At 55.9% G+C, this 16,242-nt stretch carries 19 protein-coding genes and 2 tRNA genes; 12 read left to right on the forward strand and 9 right to left on the reverse strand.

Features of this window, described 5'->3' with window-relative positions; genetic code table 11:
- Positions 1 to 71: 71 nt before the first annotated feature.
- The 4 genes from FZZ88_RS10605 to grxD are packed head-to-tail and all read left to right on the forward strand — an operon-like array spanning position 72 to position 1,970.
- Positions 72 to 773: a 1-acyl-sn-glycerol-3-phosphate acyltransferase gene (locus FZZ88_RS10605; protein ID WP_370520006.1), complete on the forward strand. Its 702-nt coding sequence runs from the start codon at positions 72 to 74 to the stop codon at positions 771 to 773.
- Positions 774 to 801: 28 nt separating this feature from the next.
- The gene (locus FZZ88_RS10610) at positions 802 to 1,329 is read left to right on the forward strand and encodes a hypothetical protein (RefSeq protein ID WP_166017129.1); all 528 of its coding nucleotides are present in this window, start codon (positions 802 to 804) and stop codon (positions 1,327 to 1,329) included.
- Positions 1,330 to 1,377: 48 nt separating this feature from the next.
- Complete coding sequence (locus FZZ88_RS10615) at positions 1,378 to 1,626, forward strand: BolA family protein (protein WP_114987834.1); 249 nt, start codon at positions 1,378 to 1,380, stop codon at positions 1,624 to 1,626.
- Between the two features lie 20 nt (positions 1,627 to 1,646).
- Complete coding sequence (gene grxD / locus FZZ88_RS10620; RefSeq protein ID WP_115093059.1) at positions 1,647 to 1,970, forward strand: Grx4 family monothiol glutaredoxin; 324 nt, start codon at positions 1,647 to 1,649, stop codon at positions 1,968 to 1,970.
- 1 nt (position 1,971) lies between these two features.
- Here grxD and FZZ88_RS10625 read toward each other — a convergent pair whose 3' ends face one another.
- Positions 1,972 to 2,244 (reverse strand): DUF6761 family protein, encoded by a 273-nt coding sequence (locus FZZ88_RS10625; protein WP_115025131.1) that lies wholly within the window; start codon positions 2,242 to 2,244, stop codon positions 1,972 to 1,974.
- A 74-nt stretch (positions 2,245 to 2,318) separates the two neighbouring features.
- Here FZZ88_RS10625 and FZZ88_RS10630 point away from each other — a divergent pair, with 74 nt between their 5' ends.
- Positions 2,319 to 3,086, forward strand: a complete 768-nt coding sequence (locus FZZ88_RS10630; RefSeq protein WP_166017130.1) for a response regulator transcription factor — start codon at positions 2,319 to 2,321, stop codon at positions 3,084 to 3,086.
- Between the two features lie 474 nt (positions 3,087 to 3,560).
- The gene (locus FZZ88_RS10635) at positions 3,561 to 3,698 is read left to right on the forward strand and encodes a hypothetical protein (RefSeq protein ID WP_166017131.1); all 138 of its coding nucleotides are present in this window, start codon (positions 3,561 to 3,563) and stop codon (positions 3,696 to 3,698) included.
- An 82-nt stretch (positions 3,699 to 3,780) separates the two neighbouring features.
- Here FZZ88_RS10635 and FZZ88_RS10640 read toward each other — a convergent pair whose 3' ends face one another.
- Complete coding sequence (locus FZZ88_RS10640; RefSeq protein WP_166017132.1) at positions 3,781 to 3,924, reverse strand: hypothetical protein; 144 nt, start codon at positions 3,922 to 3,924, stop codon at positions 3,781 to 3,783.
- Positions 3,925 to 4,104: 180 nt separating this feature from the next.
- On the opposite strand from FZZ88_RS10640, the gene FZZ88_RS10645 reads away from it, so the two are divergent.
- A complete protein-coding gene (locus FZZ88_RS10645; RefSeq protein ID WP_226423675.1) occupies positions 4,105 to 4,491 on the forward strand; it encodes a hypothetical protein in 387 nt (128 codons plus the stop codon).
- Between the two features lie 178 nt (positions 4,492 to 4,669).
- Here FZZ88_RS10645 and FZZ88_RS10650 read toward each other — a convergent pair whose 3' ends face one another.
- The 7 genes from FZZ88_RS10650 to FZZ88_RS10680 form a co-directional block, all read right to left on the reverse strand.
- Entirely contained in the window at positions 4,670 to 5,224 is a 555-nt protein-coding gene (locus FZZ88_RS10650; RefSeq protein ID WP_166017133.1) for a hypothetical protein, read from the reverse strand.
- Positions 5,221 to 5,505, reverse strand: a complete 285-nt coding sequence (locus tag FZZ88_RS10655) for a hypothetical protein (RefSeq protein WP_166017134.1) — start codon at positions 5,503 to 5,505, stop codon at positions 5,221 to 5,223. The genes FZZ88_RS10650 and FZZ88_RS10655 overlap by 4 nt, the downstream gene beginning before the upstream one ends.
- 35 nt (positions 5,506 to 5,540) lie before the next feature.
- A complete protein-coding gene (gene crtH / locus FZZ88_RS10660; protein WP_166017135.1) occupies positions 5,541 to 7,097 on the reverse strand; it encodes a carotenoid isomerase in 1,557 nt (518 codons plus the stop codon).
- A 24-nt stretch (positions 7,098 to 7,121) separates the two neighbouring features.
- Positions 7,122 to 8,087, reverse strand: coding sequence for a cation transporter (locus tag FZZ88_RS10665; RefSeq protein WP_166017136.1), 966 nt, complete (start codon positions 8,085 to 8,087; stop codon positions 7,122 to 7,124).
- Entirely contained in the window at positions 8,084 to 9,454 is a 1,371-nt protein-coding gene (gene trmFO / locus FZZ88_RS10670) for an FADH(2)-oxidizing methylenetetrahydrofolate--tRNA-(uracil(54)-C(5))-methyltransferase TrmFO (protein WP_166017137.1), read from the reverse strand. Before trmFO ends, FZZ88_RS10665 begins: the two co-directional genes overlap by 4 nt.
- A gap of 49 nt (positions 9,455 to 9,503) precedes the next feature.
- Positions 9,504 to 9,626 (reverse strand): photosystem II protein Y, encoded by a 123-nt coding sequence (locus tag FZZ88_RS10675; RefSeq protein ID WP_166017357.1) that lies wholly within the window; start codon positions 9,624 to 9,626, stop codon positions 9,504 to 9,506.
- 193 nt (positions 9,627 to 9,819) lie between these two features.
- Complete coding sequence (locus FZZ88_RS10680; RefSeq protein WP_226423676.1) at positions 9,820 to 10,326, reverse strand: gamma carbonic anhydrase family protein; 507 nt, start codon at positions 10,324 to 10,326, stop codon at positions 9,820 to 9,822.
- A gap of 86 nt (positions 10,327 to 10,412) precedes the next feature.
- Between FZZ88_RS10680 and FZZ88_RS10685 the strand changes: the two genes are divergently transcribed.
- From FZZ88_RS10685 to FZZ88_RS10705, 5 genes are all read left to right on the forward strand, one after another.
- A tRNA-Lys gene (locus tag FZZ88_RS10685) sits at positions 10,413 to 10,484 on the forward strand.
- A 211-nt stretch (positions 10,485 to 10,695) separates the two neighbouring features.
- Positions 10,696 to 11,847 (forward strand): NAD(P)-binding protein, encoded by a 1,152-nt coding sequence (locus FZZ88_RS10690; RefSeq protein WP_166017139.1) that lies wholly within the window; start codon positions 10,696 to 10,698, stop codon positions 11,845 to 11,847.
- Positions 11,848 to 11,860: 13 nt separating this feature from the next.
- Positions 11,861 to 11,934: transfer RNA gene (locus FZZ88_RS10695), tRNA-Pro, on the forward strand.
- A gap of 574 nt (positions 11,935 to 12,508) precedes the next feature.
- On the forward strand, positions 12,509 to 13,711 hold the full coding sequence (locus FZZ88_RS10700) for an L-dopachrome tautomerase-related protein (protein ID WP_166017140.1): 1,203 nt from the start codon (positions 12,509 to 12,511) through the stop codon (positions 13,709 to 13,711).
- 15 nt (positions 13,712 to 13,726) lie between these two features.
- Complete coding sequence (locus FZZ88_RS10705) at positions 13,727 to 15,874, forward strand: PP2C family protein-serine/threonine phosphatase (RefSeq protein WP_230332876.1); 2,148 nt, start codon at positions 13,727 to 13,729, stop codon at positions 15,872 to 15,874.
- Positions 15,875 to 16,242 lie beyond the last annotated feature (368 nt).

Consider the following 16,242-nt stretch of genomic DNA (forward strand, 5'->3'; position numbering starts at 1 on the left):
GTCGTTGGCCGGATCCTATGCAGCTTTGCCTGGGGGCCTTAAGTTCTCAAACGTCGAATTTGAAGAGCCCGTTGCAAGCGGCCCTGGCGACCCGAGAAAGCGCCCTAAGTGTCGGAATCGACCGTTTCTGGGCCCCCCTGGCGATGTTCACCACCCAGGACCTCGCGCTGCGTCTTCAGTTTCGTGAGCGGCTGGTGCTGCATCCGGAGCATCTGCCCCATCAAGGACCGGTGATCTTGGCGCCAACGCACCGCGCCCGATGGGATGCCCTCATGCTGCCGATGGCAGCAGGCAGACGGGTCAGTGGCCGCGACTGTCGCTTCATGGTGACAACCACTGAAATGCGTGGGCTACAGGGATGGTTTCTCCAACGGCTGGGCTGCTTTCCGGTGGACCAGGGACGACCCTCGATGACCACCTTGCGCCTCGCCATCGATCTTTTGGAAGCCGGACAGCAACTGGTGATGTTTCCCGAAGGCAGGATCCATCGAACCGACCAGGCCATTCAGCTGTGGCCGGGTCTGGTGCGTCTGGCTCAGCTCGCCCAGAGCCGCGGCGTTTCAGTTCCTGTCGTTCCCGTCGGGCTCGGATACAGCCATGCCCCACCACGGCCCTTCAGCCGGGCTGCCATTTGTTTCGGTTCCGCCCTATCAGTGCCACCAAAAGGCGAACGTGAGGCAACACGCCAGTTCAATATTCAATTGGCTGATGCGATGCATACGGCTGAACAAGCGGCCCGTACTGCCGTTGGCCGACCACTAAAGAGCTTCTAAAGTCCGCCCAACTTTTCTTGCTGTTCTCATGGGTTGTCGCGCATTGCTGACAGCTGCTGCACTGGTGGCGACCCTGGGTGTCACCGCTGCTCCTGGCATCGCACAAACATCAGCAGGAAACCGCGTTCTTGCTCAAGCCCAGGGTGGATTTAACCCTGCGGCTGTTCGATCCATGCTCGCCAGCGGCGACGATGCCGCCAGCCGGGGAGACCTTGCAGAGGCACGGGCCGATTACGACAAGGCACGTCAAGCGTCCAAGCAACTGCTGGCCTTCTACCGCGATCTCAGTGGTGCCTTCCGCGGACTGGACGCGCGAATTCCCCGTGAGATGGACAACAAAGGCCGTGAAGCCCTGGAGCTGCTTGCCGAAACCAACCTGAGGCTTGCAGCCCTGTTCCGTCGCCAGAACCAGCCGGAAGTGGCTGTTCCAGTGCTGGTCGAGGTGGTCAAGCTGATGACACCTGCCAAGCCCCAGGGTCAGCAGGCCTACCAAAGCCTTCTGGAACTGGGCTTCGTGGAAACGGAATTCCGAGGGGCATCTGCAGCCGGCCAATGAGCCGGTCTGTCAGCATCTGAGCCAGTTCCCACTTGCGCAACCACCGCCATGGTGCAGCCGGATGCCGTTGAAGCCGCGATCCAACAGGTCATTCCAGACGCCAACGTCACCGTCGAGGATCTGACCGGCGGCGGTGACCACCTCCAAGTGACGGTTGTGTCGTCCGCTTTTGCGGGCCTTTCGCGCATCCGTCAGCATCAGATGGTTTACGGCGCTCTGCAGCAAGAATTAGCCAGCGAGGCGATTCATGCCCTCGCGCTCAACACTTCAACTCCTTCGGACGCTGCGTCCGCCTAACGCTCAACCCAGGATCAACGATGGACCCCTCCACCAAAGCTCGAATTGAAACTCTGGTCGCCTCCAGCCCGATCTTCGTGTTCATGAAGGGCTCCAAGTTGATGCCCCAGTGCGGGTTTTCAAACAACGTGGTCCAGATCCTGCACTCCCTCGGTGTGGCATTCGAAACATTCGATGTTCTTTCCGATATGGAAATCCGTCAGGGAATCAAGGACTTTTCCAGCTGGCCAACCATTCCACAGGTTTACGTCAAAGGGGAATTCATGGGTGGCTCTGACATCCTGATCGAGATGTACAACTCAGGCGAACTCAGGGAAAAATTGGAAATTGCTCTGGCGAGCTAACTCAATAGCCCCGGGGGTGCTGCATATACAAAGTGCTGACATCCCCGTCAGGGCCTATGAAGCTGGATGGATCCATGATCCAGCGATCGATCAATTGCTCAAGTCGATGCTGAGAACGAGGGTCGAGAGAACCTGATTTTCTCAAGGCATGCAAATAGCCGTCGGAGTACAGCCGGAGCTCCGAAGGGGTGTGATAGCGCGTTGTCAGCTCCTGGCAGGCATCGCACAGCGACTGGAAATGACGAATAGCTTCGGGGTCGTCGAGTGATGTCATGAGATGCAACAGCAGCCCCTGTTACCAGCTTGCCAGGAAATTCGGCTTAGCGTAGGCGCGCCCGGGCCGATCCAGTGACCTCCACTCCCCACGACCTTTCGGTTGAAACGTCTGCAGCCAGCTCCGATTCGGTTGTGATGCCAACCTCAAACACCGGTCAGGAGCCTTCTCGGGTCTTGGTGGTGGAGCCGCATCCAACCCTGCGCACGGTGCTGGTTCAGCGGCTCCGTCAGGACGGACATCTCACGGCAGCTGTAGCCAATGCCGTTGAAGCGTTAGAGGTCTGTCAGGAACAGTCTCCGGATCTGCTGGTGAGTGCTGAATTATTGGAGCGCAGTTCTGCACTCCGTCTGGCCGAACAACTGCGTTGCCCTGTGATTGTGCTGACAGCACGCACCGGTGCAGAGCCTGTCGTCGGCTTACTGGATGACGGCGCAGATGATGTATTGCGCAAGCCTTTCGGTCTTGAGGAATTGGCCGCCCGTTGTCGTACCCTGCTCAAGCGGGGACATAGCGGGCTGCAGGAACGGGTCACCGTTGGACCACTCGAAGTTCATCTGCTGCTGCGCCAGGTCACACTCAGGGAGCAGCCTGTGGAGCTCAGCCCCAGGGAATTTGCTCTGCTGTGTGCCCTTTTGATGCCCCCTGGGCTGGTCCGTAGCCGGCAGGAGCTTCTTCGTATGGCATGGCCGCCCTTCAGCGGTGGCCCCCGCTCCGTGGACACTCAGGTGCTGACCCTGCGTCGCAAGTTGGAGCAGGCTGGTCTGGGTGAGGGCGGTGGAATCACCACCGTTCGCCAGCGGGGCTATCGCTTCAGCCTGGACAACCTGCCTGCAAGCTAGATCAGCCGTTGTCATTCCAGTCAGAGACTGGAATCTTGCCGCCTCAAGATGAGTTGAATTTGACGTCCTCGCATGGCATTGCGCGAAGTCAGCCTTGTGGAGACAACGACATCCCACTGCTCCATCACGAATCACCGCCAAGGCAGCATTCAGAGAGGAACGCTAGTGCCTTCCGAGTGGGCGCGAATTGATTCCTTCAGTTGAGCCTCTTTAGGAGGGACCAAATGGTGTGAGGTCACCCAACCCAATTCACAGACGTGATTCACACAGACTTTGAGCTGAACCGTTCCACAGGGAAGGTTTGTTAGTTCGGTTGTCATCCCGTAAGACCAACTGGGTCGATTTGAGCGTCTTGAAGCGACTTGGCAACCACAAACATCTGAACGAAATCAAGAGTTGTTCCCAGCGCAGTCGCAGTTGATTTATCTGTTCCCACGGGTGACCATGACGGGGTCGACACCCGGGAGACCCGCCGTGATCGGATTAACCAGGTTTTATTGCAACCAAGGAGAGAAGTTTCTCCTCATCGATGTGGTTTCTGAAGACGCCTCCAAGACGTCGGAAGAGCTTGCCAATCAAGGCTGGGAGATCGAAGCAGAAATACCTGTCTGAAATCAGTCGACAATCACAACGTCAGCCCAGGGGCGACCATTACAGACGGCTACAGCACCAATGCTGTTCAGAGGCTTCCCGGTCACGTTCTCAATGGTTTCGCGCATTGGTTGAAGTGCCGAGCTTTGTTGGCAATCGGTGCGATCTGCGTGGCTCCATCGATCACCAAAAAGGTCGCCAGCACGGGATCGAGGTGAGCATTGATGAGGCCTCTGGCTTTGCTCATTGGGTTGGCCTGGCTGGATTCAGCATTGTCTCCAAATCCTCGATGGACGGACTTCTGCCTGGGCATCGCCAAGCGGGTCTGCGGCACAGATGGCTGTGATGGTTCACAGTGAAGGGGTACTTCGGTCCGAGGACCCAGCGCGAACACTCAATAACGAAATCTCAGAGCTTCAGGCCCGAGTTGCATTCCCTCAACACTGGAGCAGCGGAGAACACGCGCAGCACATTGAGAAACTCCGCCAGCTCCAATACCAAAAGCAGCAGCTGGTTTTCGAATCAAGGCAAGCTCATATGGAGCGAAACCATTACTGAAGATCTTTCCTACAAAACTGAAGGCGCTTGGCTAAGCAATGAGCCACAGCAGCTGTTCTGCCAATTCACAAGCCATCGAGATGGCTCTCGAAATGAATTAATTTGCCTGCGCAATTTTCATTGGCGACCACCTGATGACCCAATCCCCCAGGGCAGTCAGCTGATGACGCGCGAAGAGGCTTTGGAGAAATGGAACACGCTCAAATCGATGGGCTGGAAAAAATGTGCTGGCCCCCTGCAGCAAGGCACGCTCTGAGCATCAACTGCCGCTGCATCTGATTGAACTGACAGACCAGTTGCAGTTGGTGTTGACGAGCCAGAGGTCTTCGCCGGATTTCTGCAGCGGGGGATGGGTAGAAATAAGCCTTGGGTTCCGTGGTGTTGAAGTCTGTATCAATCAAAAAACCACCAAGAAGCACGATCCTGGGCTTTCGTCAGCCTGGATAACCTGCAGGCAAGGCGATCCAGCCTTGAGCCAGGGCCAGGGAAGCAAGCAGTTCGCCGGCAATCATCATCACGGCCAAGCCAGCCAAGAGCTGATAGGTCCAGGGTGGGGTCAGGCGACCAATGCCCTGGGTTGAAACATTGGTGCTGGCCGCCAGCAGAGCCAGGAATCGATCAAACCGCTCGATGCGTTGCGGCAAGAGCTGATGGCGTAGATCGGCTGTCTTGAGGTAGTACACCGTTCCCCCCTGACTGGTACCGACGGGAACCAAGGCACGGATGTCCTGCCAACGCATGGCCCAGCCCCGGCGCAGCAACCAGCGAATCCACACCGGATAGCGAACTTGGATTCCCTCAGCGTCCGTCTCCACCTGCTCACTCAACAAACCGATCACCAACACCAAACCCAGCAGCAGCCCAGCGACCATCAACCAACGCGACTCATCAGGCGCAAGCAAGGGCAAGGGCAGCACCAAGGCCCCATACAGGCTGAGCAGAGTGAAGCGGATCAGAGGCGACAGCCCGAAGCGTTCGATGCCATTCATCGGTCTTCAGGAGACCCCGGTAGCGGTTCGATTAGTTCTGAGGGTTGGTATTGGCCACCAAACACCTCCAGCTCGCGACCTTTCCAGAACTGGCCCAGACGCATCAGATCGGCGTGGGCCTCCTGCACCTTCTCGAGATACAGCTGAGGGTCCATCGACGCCTTGGCTTCCTTGAGCTTCTTGAGCCGCAGCATCTGCAGATTCCAGGGCTTAGTGAGCTCACCCTTTTGCTCGAGGTAGTGAGCCAGATCTTCGGAAGACGGCTGAAACTCAGACGGCATCTCTACTCCTCATTCAAATCAAGTTAGGCAGAAGATCAGGCCGGCAGCGCCCATGGGTTAAGCCCGAGGTCGGCCCCAACCCGATGGGCACAGGCAAAACCACTGAAGGCCACAGCATTCAGGCCCTGGCCGGGGAAACAGGAATCGCCCACGCAATACAGGTTCTTCAGCCCGGTGCGGTTGAACGGCATCGGTAGAAGACCAGGCAACTGCATCGCGGGGATCGGGCCGTAACTGCCCTGAAAGCGACCAAGAAAGCGCCGATGGCTGCGAGGGGTGCCGATCTCCTTGTGGGTGATCGCATCGGCAAGACCAGGCAGGATCGCCTCCAGGCGCTGGATCAATCGCGCGGCATCGGCTTCCTTTTTCTCCCGGTAGTGACTGGGCGATAGCCCTTGCCAGGCCTCCATCGATGAGGGAGTGAAGGTGTGGACGATGTGATGCCCAGCCGGGGCCAGATCCGGATCCAAAAGCGAAGGCATCGACACGAAGATGACCCCCTGCTCGTCCTCCATCCGGCTCCAGTCTTCGAGAAGCAGGTGGTGGCAATGAGTGCCGGCCGGAATCAGATCGGCCCGAACGCCCAGATGCAGCGAGAGGAAGGACGGCGAAGGCACATAGCGCTTGCGCCAGAACTGCTCCTTGTCAGGCGTGTGGGCAGCATCCACCAGGGCCTGGCCAGAGCGGCGCTTTTCATCACCATCACCCGAGAAGGTGTCCCATCGGGTGGCATTGGAGATCACCCGCTTGGCATGGATGATCTCGCCATCGGCCAGTTTCACGCCCACCGCCTGATCGTTCTCGATCAGTACCTCCGTGACCCGTGCCCGGTAGCGAATGGCGCCACCGTGGCGTTGCAATCCCTTCACGAGCTTTTCGGCAATGACACCGACCCCTCCCTTGGGGTAGTTGATCCCCCCTGCATGCCGATCGGAAAACACCATGCCTGCGTTGATCATCGGCGTGCGATCCGCCGGCATCACCGACCAGCAGAAGCACTCGATATCGATGAACTTCAACAGCTGCTCGTCCTTGATGTGATGTCGAGCCACCGCTCCGACATTGAACGGCAGCCAGCGAGCTAGGCCTAAGCAGGCCAGTGGCGCTTTGAAGAACACCTTGGTGAGATAGGCCGGATCCTCCAGGGACAGCAGCGGCATGGCGTCCAAGCAGTTGAACACCTGCCAACAGGTGTCGTAAAAGCGGCGGATTCCCTCGGCCTCGTGGGGAAACCGTGCCGTGAGGTCAGCGATGAACTGCTCGTAATCGCGATCCACCGCGATGCGCAGGCCACCGGGCATGTGGTACTCCAGCTGGGCAGAGTCGGGAATGGTGTCGCAGTGCTCGCCCACGTCCGCCAAGGCCCGAGTGAGCAGGTTGGTGTATCCCTTCGTCCCGAAGCCAAAGATCATCGAGGCCCCGACGTCGAAGGTATAGCCCTCACGCTTGAAGGCTCCCCCACTGCCGCCGGGGATCAGATACCGCTCCAACACAAGGGTCTTGGCCCCTTTCGCCGCCAACTGACTGGCAGTAACCAAGCCACCGATGCCTGAACCGATCACAACGGCATCCCACTGCTGGTTCTCGCTCATGGCATCGCCTCTTTGGAGGTGACGCTAGGGGGCCGTCTGCGGCCTTGGATCCGGGCGATGAATCGGTGGCATCACCGTGAGGATGACCTCGGAACGCACAGGACGCCCGAGCTCTGCACTGCAACGGGCATCGATGTGATGGCGAAGTCCATCGATCACGCGACTTTCCTGGGGCTGCAGAGGGTTGATGTAGACCACAACAAAGGCCGTACGGCCCAACTGCTGCACGGTGAAGTCCATCATCTGCAGCTGCAGACCCACCAGTTCCTGCATCAACACGACCCGTGTGCGCTGAAGCACATCTGGGTCAGCCGCGCAGCCGGCGGCCTGGGCCATGGCATCGCGCAGTGCCGCCAGCGGTTCGCGCAACAAAGCCAGGCTGACAGCCAGCACCAGCAGGGCGTCGGTGATTGGCGCCACAGCGGCCAGGGGCGTTCCCAGCAACAAAGGAGACGCCAACAAGGCCAGGCCGGTAGCAAGGGTGATCACAGCATCGATCCGAGCATTTCGAGCCTCGGTCAACAGCAACTGGGACACGCCACCGGTGCGGCGCCAGTCCCGGCGGTGTCGCCAGGCCAGCAGCCCGCAAAGCGCTGTCATCAGAACGGTGTAGAGCGCCACCGGTTCCAGATGCAGCGGCGCAATGCTGGAGCCCCGCCACCAGTCGATCAGGGTGGAGGCGGCGCTGCCGACGCCAAAGCCGATCACCCCCAGCAGCACCAGAGAGCGGAACAACACATACAAGGCCTCCTGCCCCTCGTAGCCATAGGGCCAAGCCCGATCCGGGGGACGCACAACATTCATGCTGATGCGGCTGGCAATCAACGATGAGCCCACCAGCACACCGGAATAGAGGCCGTCCAACAGCAAAGCCGACGAACCGGTCAGCACATGGGCGGAAAACCCGGCTAGCGCCATCACTGCATTGGCTCCGACCCCAAAGCGCAGCGAGCGCTGTTCGATCCGGCGAGCCTTCGCAGGGGTGTTCATACCGTCAGGGTCTCGGGTTGAAGGGTCTGGACCGGCTCAAGGTCGTGCAGGGCCCGATCGCGGTAGGCGCCATAGCGGGCTCGCTTGTCGCGGATCCGCTCAGGTAGATCCGGCAAAAGGCCGAAATTGGGGGGCATCGGCTGAAACTTGGCAGTAGGCGCCTCGCTGACGAAGTGGGTCAGGGCTCCACTCATGCAGGTCCCTGGCAGGTCGATGGGCTCCAACCCGCGGGCCAAGCGAGCCGCGTTGGTTCCGGCCAACCAGCCACCGGCCACAGCGGCGGCATAGCCCTCAGTACCTGTGATCTGGCCAGCAGCCAAGAGGGTGGGTCGCTGACGAAATTGCAGCGTGGGCTTCAGCAGCTGCGGCGATTCAAGAAAGGTGTTGCGGTGCATCACACCAAACCGCACGAATTCCGCCTGCCCCAACCCAGGAATCATCTGAAGAACACGCTTCTGCTCTCCCCATTTGAGATTGGTCTGGAAGCCCACGAGATTCCACAGACGACCGTCCTTGTCTTCCTGGCGAAGCTGAACCACCGCGTAGGCCCGCTTGGCCCGACGCACGTCTCGATCATTCACATCACCCCACCGGGGATCCCAGAGCCCGATCGGCTTCAACGGGCCGTAGCGCATGGTGTCTTCACCCCGACGCGCCAACTCCTCAATCGGAAGACAGCCCTCAAAAAAGATGGCGTCGTTCTGATCAAAGTCCTTGAGTTCGGCTTGTTCCGCCTCGAGCAGGGCCTTGCGGAAGGCCAGGTACTGCTCCTTGTCCATGGGGCAGTTGATGTAATCCGCATCACCCTTGTCGTAGCGGCTGGCGCGGAAGGCAATCGTCAGATCAATGCTGTCGCCATGAACGATCGGGCTCGCCGCATCAAAGAAATGGCAGTCGGCGCGTCCGGTGAAACGGCGCAGATCCTCCGCCAAGGGTTCACTGGTAAGCGGCCCTGTCGCCAGAACTGTGATCGCATCAGCCGGCGGCAGGGTTTGCTGCTCGCGTCGTTCAATCGAGACCAGAGGATGCTGATCAAGTGCTTCTGTGAGGGCGGCGCTGTAGCGACCGCGATCCACCGCTAAAGCCCCACCTGCCGGAACAGCATGGGTGTCAGCCGTTCCGATCACGAGGGATCCCAGCCGACGCAGCTCCTCCTGCAGTAAACCCGCTGCACGGTCGCTGCTCAGGGCGCCAAAGCTGTTGCTGCAGACCAACTCCGCGAAGTCACTGCTGTGGTGCGCCGGAGAGCGTCGAATCGGACGCATCTCCACAAGAGTGACCGCAACCCCAGCACGGGCGACTTGCCAAGCCGCTTCTGTACCGGCAAGACCGGCACCCAGAACAGTGACACGGGGAGATTGAGACAACCAGCTGAATCAAGCAGCCTTCAGCCTACGAAGCTTGCTCGCCTCGGAATCAAGCGCGACTGCGCTTGAGCATCAGCTGCAACTGACCGACAGCAGCACGGCCAATGTTGAAGGCAGCCCAGCTGATGGCGGCGAGGATCGGAGCGACCACAAGGAAAAGACGGGCATCGATGCCCAGCACTTGGCCCGTGGTGATCACGCTGAAGGCCGAGTAACCGACGATCACCAGGATGAGGACCAGACCGATGGCAACTCGGACCATTCTTGAAAACAGAAATCAGTATCGCCGATCTTACGGACTTCTACGTGGATCCCACGACCATCCTTGAAAGCTGATCAAATTCGCAGCAATCAGGGGGTTGAGTTCAAGGATTGATTTGGGCGTGGGAGGCCGCCAGTCGCGCATAGCGCTGGGCATGGCGGCGCTGCTCATCGATCGATTCCGGAGAGAGGTCCCGTTTCACAACGGCCGGGGCGCCCATCACCAGGGTCCCAGGGGACACATCCCTGGTGACGACTGATCCTGCGGCGACCAGAGCACCTGCACCGACGGTGACGCCATTCAAAACGATGGCACCAATCCCCACCAGGCACCCATCCTCCAGCGTGGCGCCATGGATAACGGCTCGGTGACCAATGGTGACGTTGACACCGATACGCACCGGCTGCCCCGGATCGCCATGGAGCACGGCACCATCCTGAACATTGCTCCCTGCGCCGATGCTGATCTGTTCCAAATCACCGCGAGCCACTGCCGTAGGCCAGAGGCTGCTGCCCTCTTCCATTCGGACATTGCCAATGACGACGGCGGAATCGGCGACCCAAGCATCAGGGTCGATCTGGGGATCGGCCCACGGCTTCGATCCAGTCATGACCATGGTTCGGCAGCCACCAGTCTCTCCGGCGACCTGAGTGATAACCTCACCTGGTGCCGTAAACGGCATGCCCAAGCGGGCACGGGTCGCTAGCTCAGCGGTAGAGCATCCGGCTTTTAACCGGCTGGTCCTGAGTTCGAATCTCAGGCGACCCATATCAACGCTTTGATGTCGTCTCGTGACTCAGGCTGGCCATCAGTGCGGCGGCTGTTAGAAAGCCCTGAATCCTTGATCAGGCCTACGGTTCAGATGGCGTATTTCGCGTTCTTTGGCGTCACGATTCTTCTGGCTCTGCTGGGCGGACTGTTTTCCAGGGTCGCTGCCGAACGTTATTGGATGTGATCAGGAGCGGTGGCTGCAGCGAACATGGCTGAGGTTGATCTCGCCGTCGTCGGAGCTGGGCTGTCCGGATGCAGTCTGATCGGTCGATTCCTCCAGTTGCAATCCAATCTGAACATTGCGCTGATTGAAGCCGGCCGGGGGCCGGGGGGCAGGGCTGCCAGCCGTCGCAGGAGAGATCAAAGCGGCTGGTTGCTCGACCACGGAGCACCTGGCTTTGCTCTCAAAAACCCTCTATCCAAGGGGATGGAAAAACTGCTTTCACCGTTGCAGTCGGCAGGAGTGCTTCAGCGCAACAAGCGTCCCGTGCTTTCGCTGGACGCAGACGCAGCCTTGTCTGCCGCCACAAGCCCTGAGGCCTGCCCGGAGGGCGGGTGGTGGCATGGCGTTCCCTGTATGGCCCGCATCTGCGAAGAGCTGCTTGATGGTGCGGGAGCAGAGCAAGTGAGCCGTCAGTTCGAGACTCGCGTGCGCTGGCTGGAGCGAAGCAACAATCATTGGCTGCTGAAAAACGAGGATCAGAGCTGGGGCCTCAGGGCCCAGCGACTGGTACTTAGTGGAACCCTGCTGGCCCATCCACGCTCCCTGAAGATGCTGGCGTGGGACGACGTTCCCTTGCGATCAGCCGTTGAAGAGGGCGTGGACGTCGACCTCGATGCGGTACTAACCCAACTGCAACGCAGCCAAGCCGATGTGCGTTGGAACCTGATGGTGGACCTCGGCGTGCTCGAGCTCAACGGTGAAAACCTTCCGGCTCAGATCTGGCTGAACGACGCTGCCAAGGCCAGCTGGCAGGTGGAACGACTCGTTTTGCAGCCTCAAAGCAGTGGTCGCTGGGGGCTGGTGGTTCATGGCTTGGATTCCGGAGAAGCGATTAGGCCCCAAAGCAATGCTCGCCTGCTCGCCCAAGAGCAAAAGCGTCTGGTCAAGCTGTTGCCCGACCTGCTCAAGGCTCTACCGGTTGTTTCAGCCGCGTTGAAGCAGGCGACGCCGCTGGGCGTGATGCGCTGGGGTGCCTCACGTCCCCTCAACCACCCACTTCCACGAGAACTGCAGTGGTGCCCTACCAGCGCAGTGGGGTTCTGCGGCGACTGGATCGAAGGCCCTGGCTTCGGCACAGCTGAAGGAGCTATTCGAAGCGGCGTCAATCTGGCTGAACAGCTGCACGCTGACCGCTAACCTTTGAAGGCGCCGGGGAGTGGCGCAGTTTGGTAGCGCGCTTGCTTTGGGAGCAAGATGCCGCAGGTTCGAATCCTGTCTCCCCGATGCCAGAAAAGGTCAGTCCCCAGCTGACATCTCTGCCGCTCCGCAAGGGGCGGTTTTTTATTGACTGCCAGCAGGTTTGTACAAATTCTGTGCAACCTCGCCCGTTATCAAGTCGTAGCGGATGACACTTACTCAACGGTTCTGGCCCAGGCGCTAAACCCTGTCTCCACTCAAGTGTCAACAATCCGATCAACAGTGGTCTGTTGTACTCGTTCAACGACATAAGGCCAACGTTCTGAGGGCTCATTGGCTATTGAAAATTCTGTCGGCGTCTGATCAATGCGCCTAAGACAGTCAATTTTGAAGCAGCTTGTGGTGATGTGCGTCACCGATCATCAACTGCATTCGAGAAATTTAAAACCGACGCATCCATAAGCCAGAGGACTCAGCGGAAGAGATGTGTAGCGTCAGCCGGAGGGAGAACAAGGAGGGAGATGTTTTGATCCTCGAAGACGGCATTGCTTGGCCGGACATAACAAGACGCACAAAAGCAGAATAAAGCCAGAATCATTTCAGGATTGAGACAGCATGAGATGAGCGCTATAGAATTAGAAATAGATTTGATATTGGGCACATGCCATTGATCAGAAAGTGCCTGCAAGTAGTTGCGCTAGTCACCAGCCTAACCACGTGTTCACTGGTAAAAGCGCTACCCATACCAGAACAACAACCCATCGGAGAGATCGAGACGGTTGCTGAGATTTATGGCGCAATGCCTACAGGAGTTGCAGTCTCGACATCAGGGCGCATATTCATCAACTACCCACGCTGGGGTGATGACGTTCCGTTCACGGTTGCAGAAATTGTGGAGGGCAAGCCTCAAGCGTTCCCAAACACTGCTTGGAACCAAGAGGGGAGTAAAGCCACTCAGGAGAATCGGATCGTTTCGGCCCAAAGCGTGGTCATCGATCCAAGTGGAAACAACCTATGGATTGTTGATACCGGAAGCCTACGACCACGCCCAATTTCCCATGGTGGGCCAAAGCTCATCCAGGTCAACCTGAAGAGCGAGAAGGTCATAAGAAAGATCTTGATTGAGCCAACAGCTCTAAAACCTGAGACCTATCTCAATGACGTGAGATTTTTATTCAATACCAAGGCAACAAGCTATGCCTTCATAAGCGACTCATCGCCGGAAGGAGGAATCATTGTTGTGAACCTTGCAACTGGTAAGAGCTGGCGGCGCTTGAGCGGTACCAGATTCACACGATCAGATCCTGGCTTTGTGCCGTATGCAGAAGCCGAGGTGTTGATGATCCGTAAACCTGGCCAAAGAGCAAAGCGTTTCAATGTTGGTTCTGATGGAATTGCAGTTTCAGCAGATGGTCAGACGTTATTTTTCCGTTCGCTAACCAGCAGGCATCTCTACAGCGTGCCAACGCAAGCACTTACCGACAGAAACATTCTCGAGATGAACCTACAAAAGATGGTTGTTGATCACGGGCAAATAGCAGGAGCATCTGATGGACTCGAGTCCGACTCAAGCGGCGGGATTTATCTCACAGACTATGAGCACAATGCTATTCACCGTTTTACAGGTTCTGTCTCAACTCTGAGGACACTGATGTACTCCCCGAAAGCGATTTGGCCAGACAGCATGGCACTAGCAGATGATGGTTATCTCTATTTCACAGCCAATCAACTGAACCGTCAGTCACAGTTTCACCAAGGAGTAGACAAGCGAGTTCAACCTTATATGGTGTTTCGAATCAAAACGCCATACAAACCAATCAGGCAAAATTACAAACCAAGTGATCATAGGGTGAGGAATGACTGAGTCATGGAAATAAAAATGTCGAAAAAGCATAAATTAAGCAAGAGTGACCTCATCTTGCTTGGGTTACTAAGTCTCGGCGGGTTGATCATTACCCTTGCAGCCCCAACCGCCTTACTGGGCATGAGGTTGTTGCTTGCCCCATGCTTTTCACTCCTCGCTTTCTTGCTATACCGCTCCTATTGGGGGCTTGCCGTTGCACTTCCATCAGCATTGGCAACAATCTGGCTGTTTGGAAACCCACTTACCGCATATCGGCTGCTAGCTGAGATTGGAGTCATCACTTGGCTAAATCGCAAAGGTAGCAATGATCAAACCATCAGAAGCGGTCGCATTATTCGCGATGTAGCTATTTTCGCAGTGCTCATTGGCTGCCCATTTCTCTATTTTACTGAGGTTTACAGCTTCGGAACTCCACATAACATCGCATTAACACTGTCCTACAAAAATTTCATAACAAGCATTGTTAATGTCTTAGTTTCATACGCCATCTACTCCTGGATAGAACTGAGGCGAAACCGGAGATTAGAGGGAAGCCGCCACAGGATATCTCTCAAAACACTCACGAGTGTTGTACTGATGCTGACGTGCATTCTTCTGAGCTACAGCTTCATCAGAAGAGAATTTACAATTGCATCGGACCGATCTCAGCTGATGATTATCCAGAGGAATGCGAGCCTAGCCTCATTAATTCAGCAAATCAATCGATCGAATCCAATTAAAAATTCAAGCGATCTTGAGGAGTTATTCACAGATCCCACGTATACAAATACACAAAAAGGCAACGGACAAAAAGCAGACGCAATCAACGAATATGACATAGACCTAAGAGATGGCAGGGTTTTTCTCGTTAAACCAGAGGGCGAGAAAGAAGTATGGCTCAAGCTAAAGGCGAATCAGAATGAAAAAGCACTTGAATACACACCAGAATTCTTCACAGATAATTTACCAAAGTTAGAGGTCTTCGAGAATAACTGGTTGATCAGTGATCAACTTAAAGTGCTGGCACCAAGCAAGGGATCAAGACTCGATCGGTTGATAGCTGGCTATTGGGCCTACACCTATCCAGACAATCATTACTCAGATCTAAAAGGGATTCAGATTTTTACGCCACTTAAAGCGTATGTTCGCGAATTGGCAGAATCGACAAACACAGAGCTTCAGCTTCTTACGCAAGTTGTAGTTATCTCACTACTTGTGAGTAATTTAATCGCCTCTAAACTTACCAATGAATGGGCAGCCATTCTTCCGAAGAAAAGCTCTGACGAAAATGAAAATAATATCGAGGAGCTTTACAAGCAATCTCCGATTACCGAAATCAATGAATCGGTAGCAAGCATCAACGAGCGCACATCTGAAATCATAAGTGCAAAAAAACGAATCGAGTATCTGAATGCGATCACACAGCGTCAGCTCAGCACAGCAGCCGAAATCCAAAGGTTCTTCCTAGCTAAAATATTCCCCAAGGGATTGAGTTATGAAGTCACAGCATTGACACGTCCTGCCTACGACGTAGGAGGCGACTGGTATGACACCTTCACCATTGGCAAACATTCATTCTTCGTCGTTGCAGATGTATGTGACAAAGGCGTTGGCTCCGCACTGTTTATGTCAGTGTTTCGCACGCTAATCCGATACAGCACAAACTATAGGTTTAGAGAGAAAGACGTTTCCGATGTGGAACACGCAATGGTTGATGTGATCACTGACGTCAATGAATACATGAGCACCAATCACGGTGACGCCACATATTTCGCCACCGTTTTCTTTGGACATCTCCATGAAGACAACTCACATTTATGCTATGTGTCGGCAGGGCATGAAACAGTTTTGATCAGAAAAGGAGCTGGAGATTTTGAAGAACTAGACGCAACAGGTCCAGCACTTGGGATTTTCAGTGGTGCAAACTACACAAGTTGCACCACAGGCTTTGTTGAGGGAGAAACAATGCTTGCCTATACCGATGGAGTAATTGATGCGAGAAACCCACGAGATGAAGGTTACAGAATCGATCGAGTAAAAGAATATTTTGATCGTCGTGGAGATCACACGGTCAATGAGATGCAGGACGGATTACTGCATGAGCTGGATCAATACATGGGAGGTTGCGAGCAATTCGATGACATCACGATGATGTTTATCAAACGTCTAAACCAAAAAAACTAAGCGTCCCCAAGGCTTATTCAAAGCATCTCCAAGGTAGGTTTTCACTCACCCCAACAAAGTAATATTTTCCGAAGGCCTTTAGGGCCTCTGGTGCATTGGATCGTAATCATGTGAGCAATGCCACAACCACCCCAATACGAACAGAGCAATACATGATTCACGTTCACGGAGAAGGCATCACTGCCTGAAGTGCTCACCTACTCCCGCATCAAACTGAACAATCACTCGCTTGCCAAGGCATACCACGTTATCAACTTCACTGGTACCTATAGATTATAGGCTTCAAAAGCATTGATTTTATATTTGTGTCTCCCTGGAAAAACAATCAAAATGCCAAAACCATCCAGAAACAGATAGACAAAACTTTA

Source organism: Synechococcus sp. PH41509 (assembly GCF_020514285.1).
Classification (GTDB): domain Bacteria; phylum Cyanobacteriota; class Cyanobacteriia; order PCC-6307; family Cyanobiaceae; genus Parasynechococcus.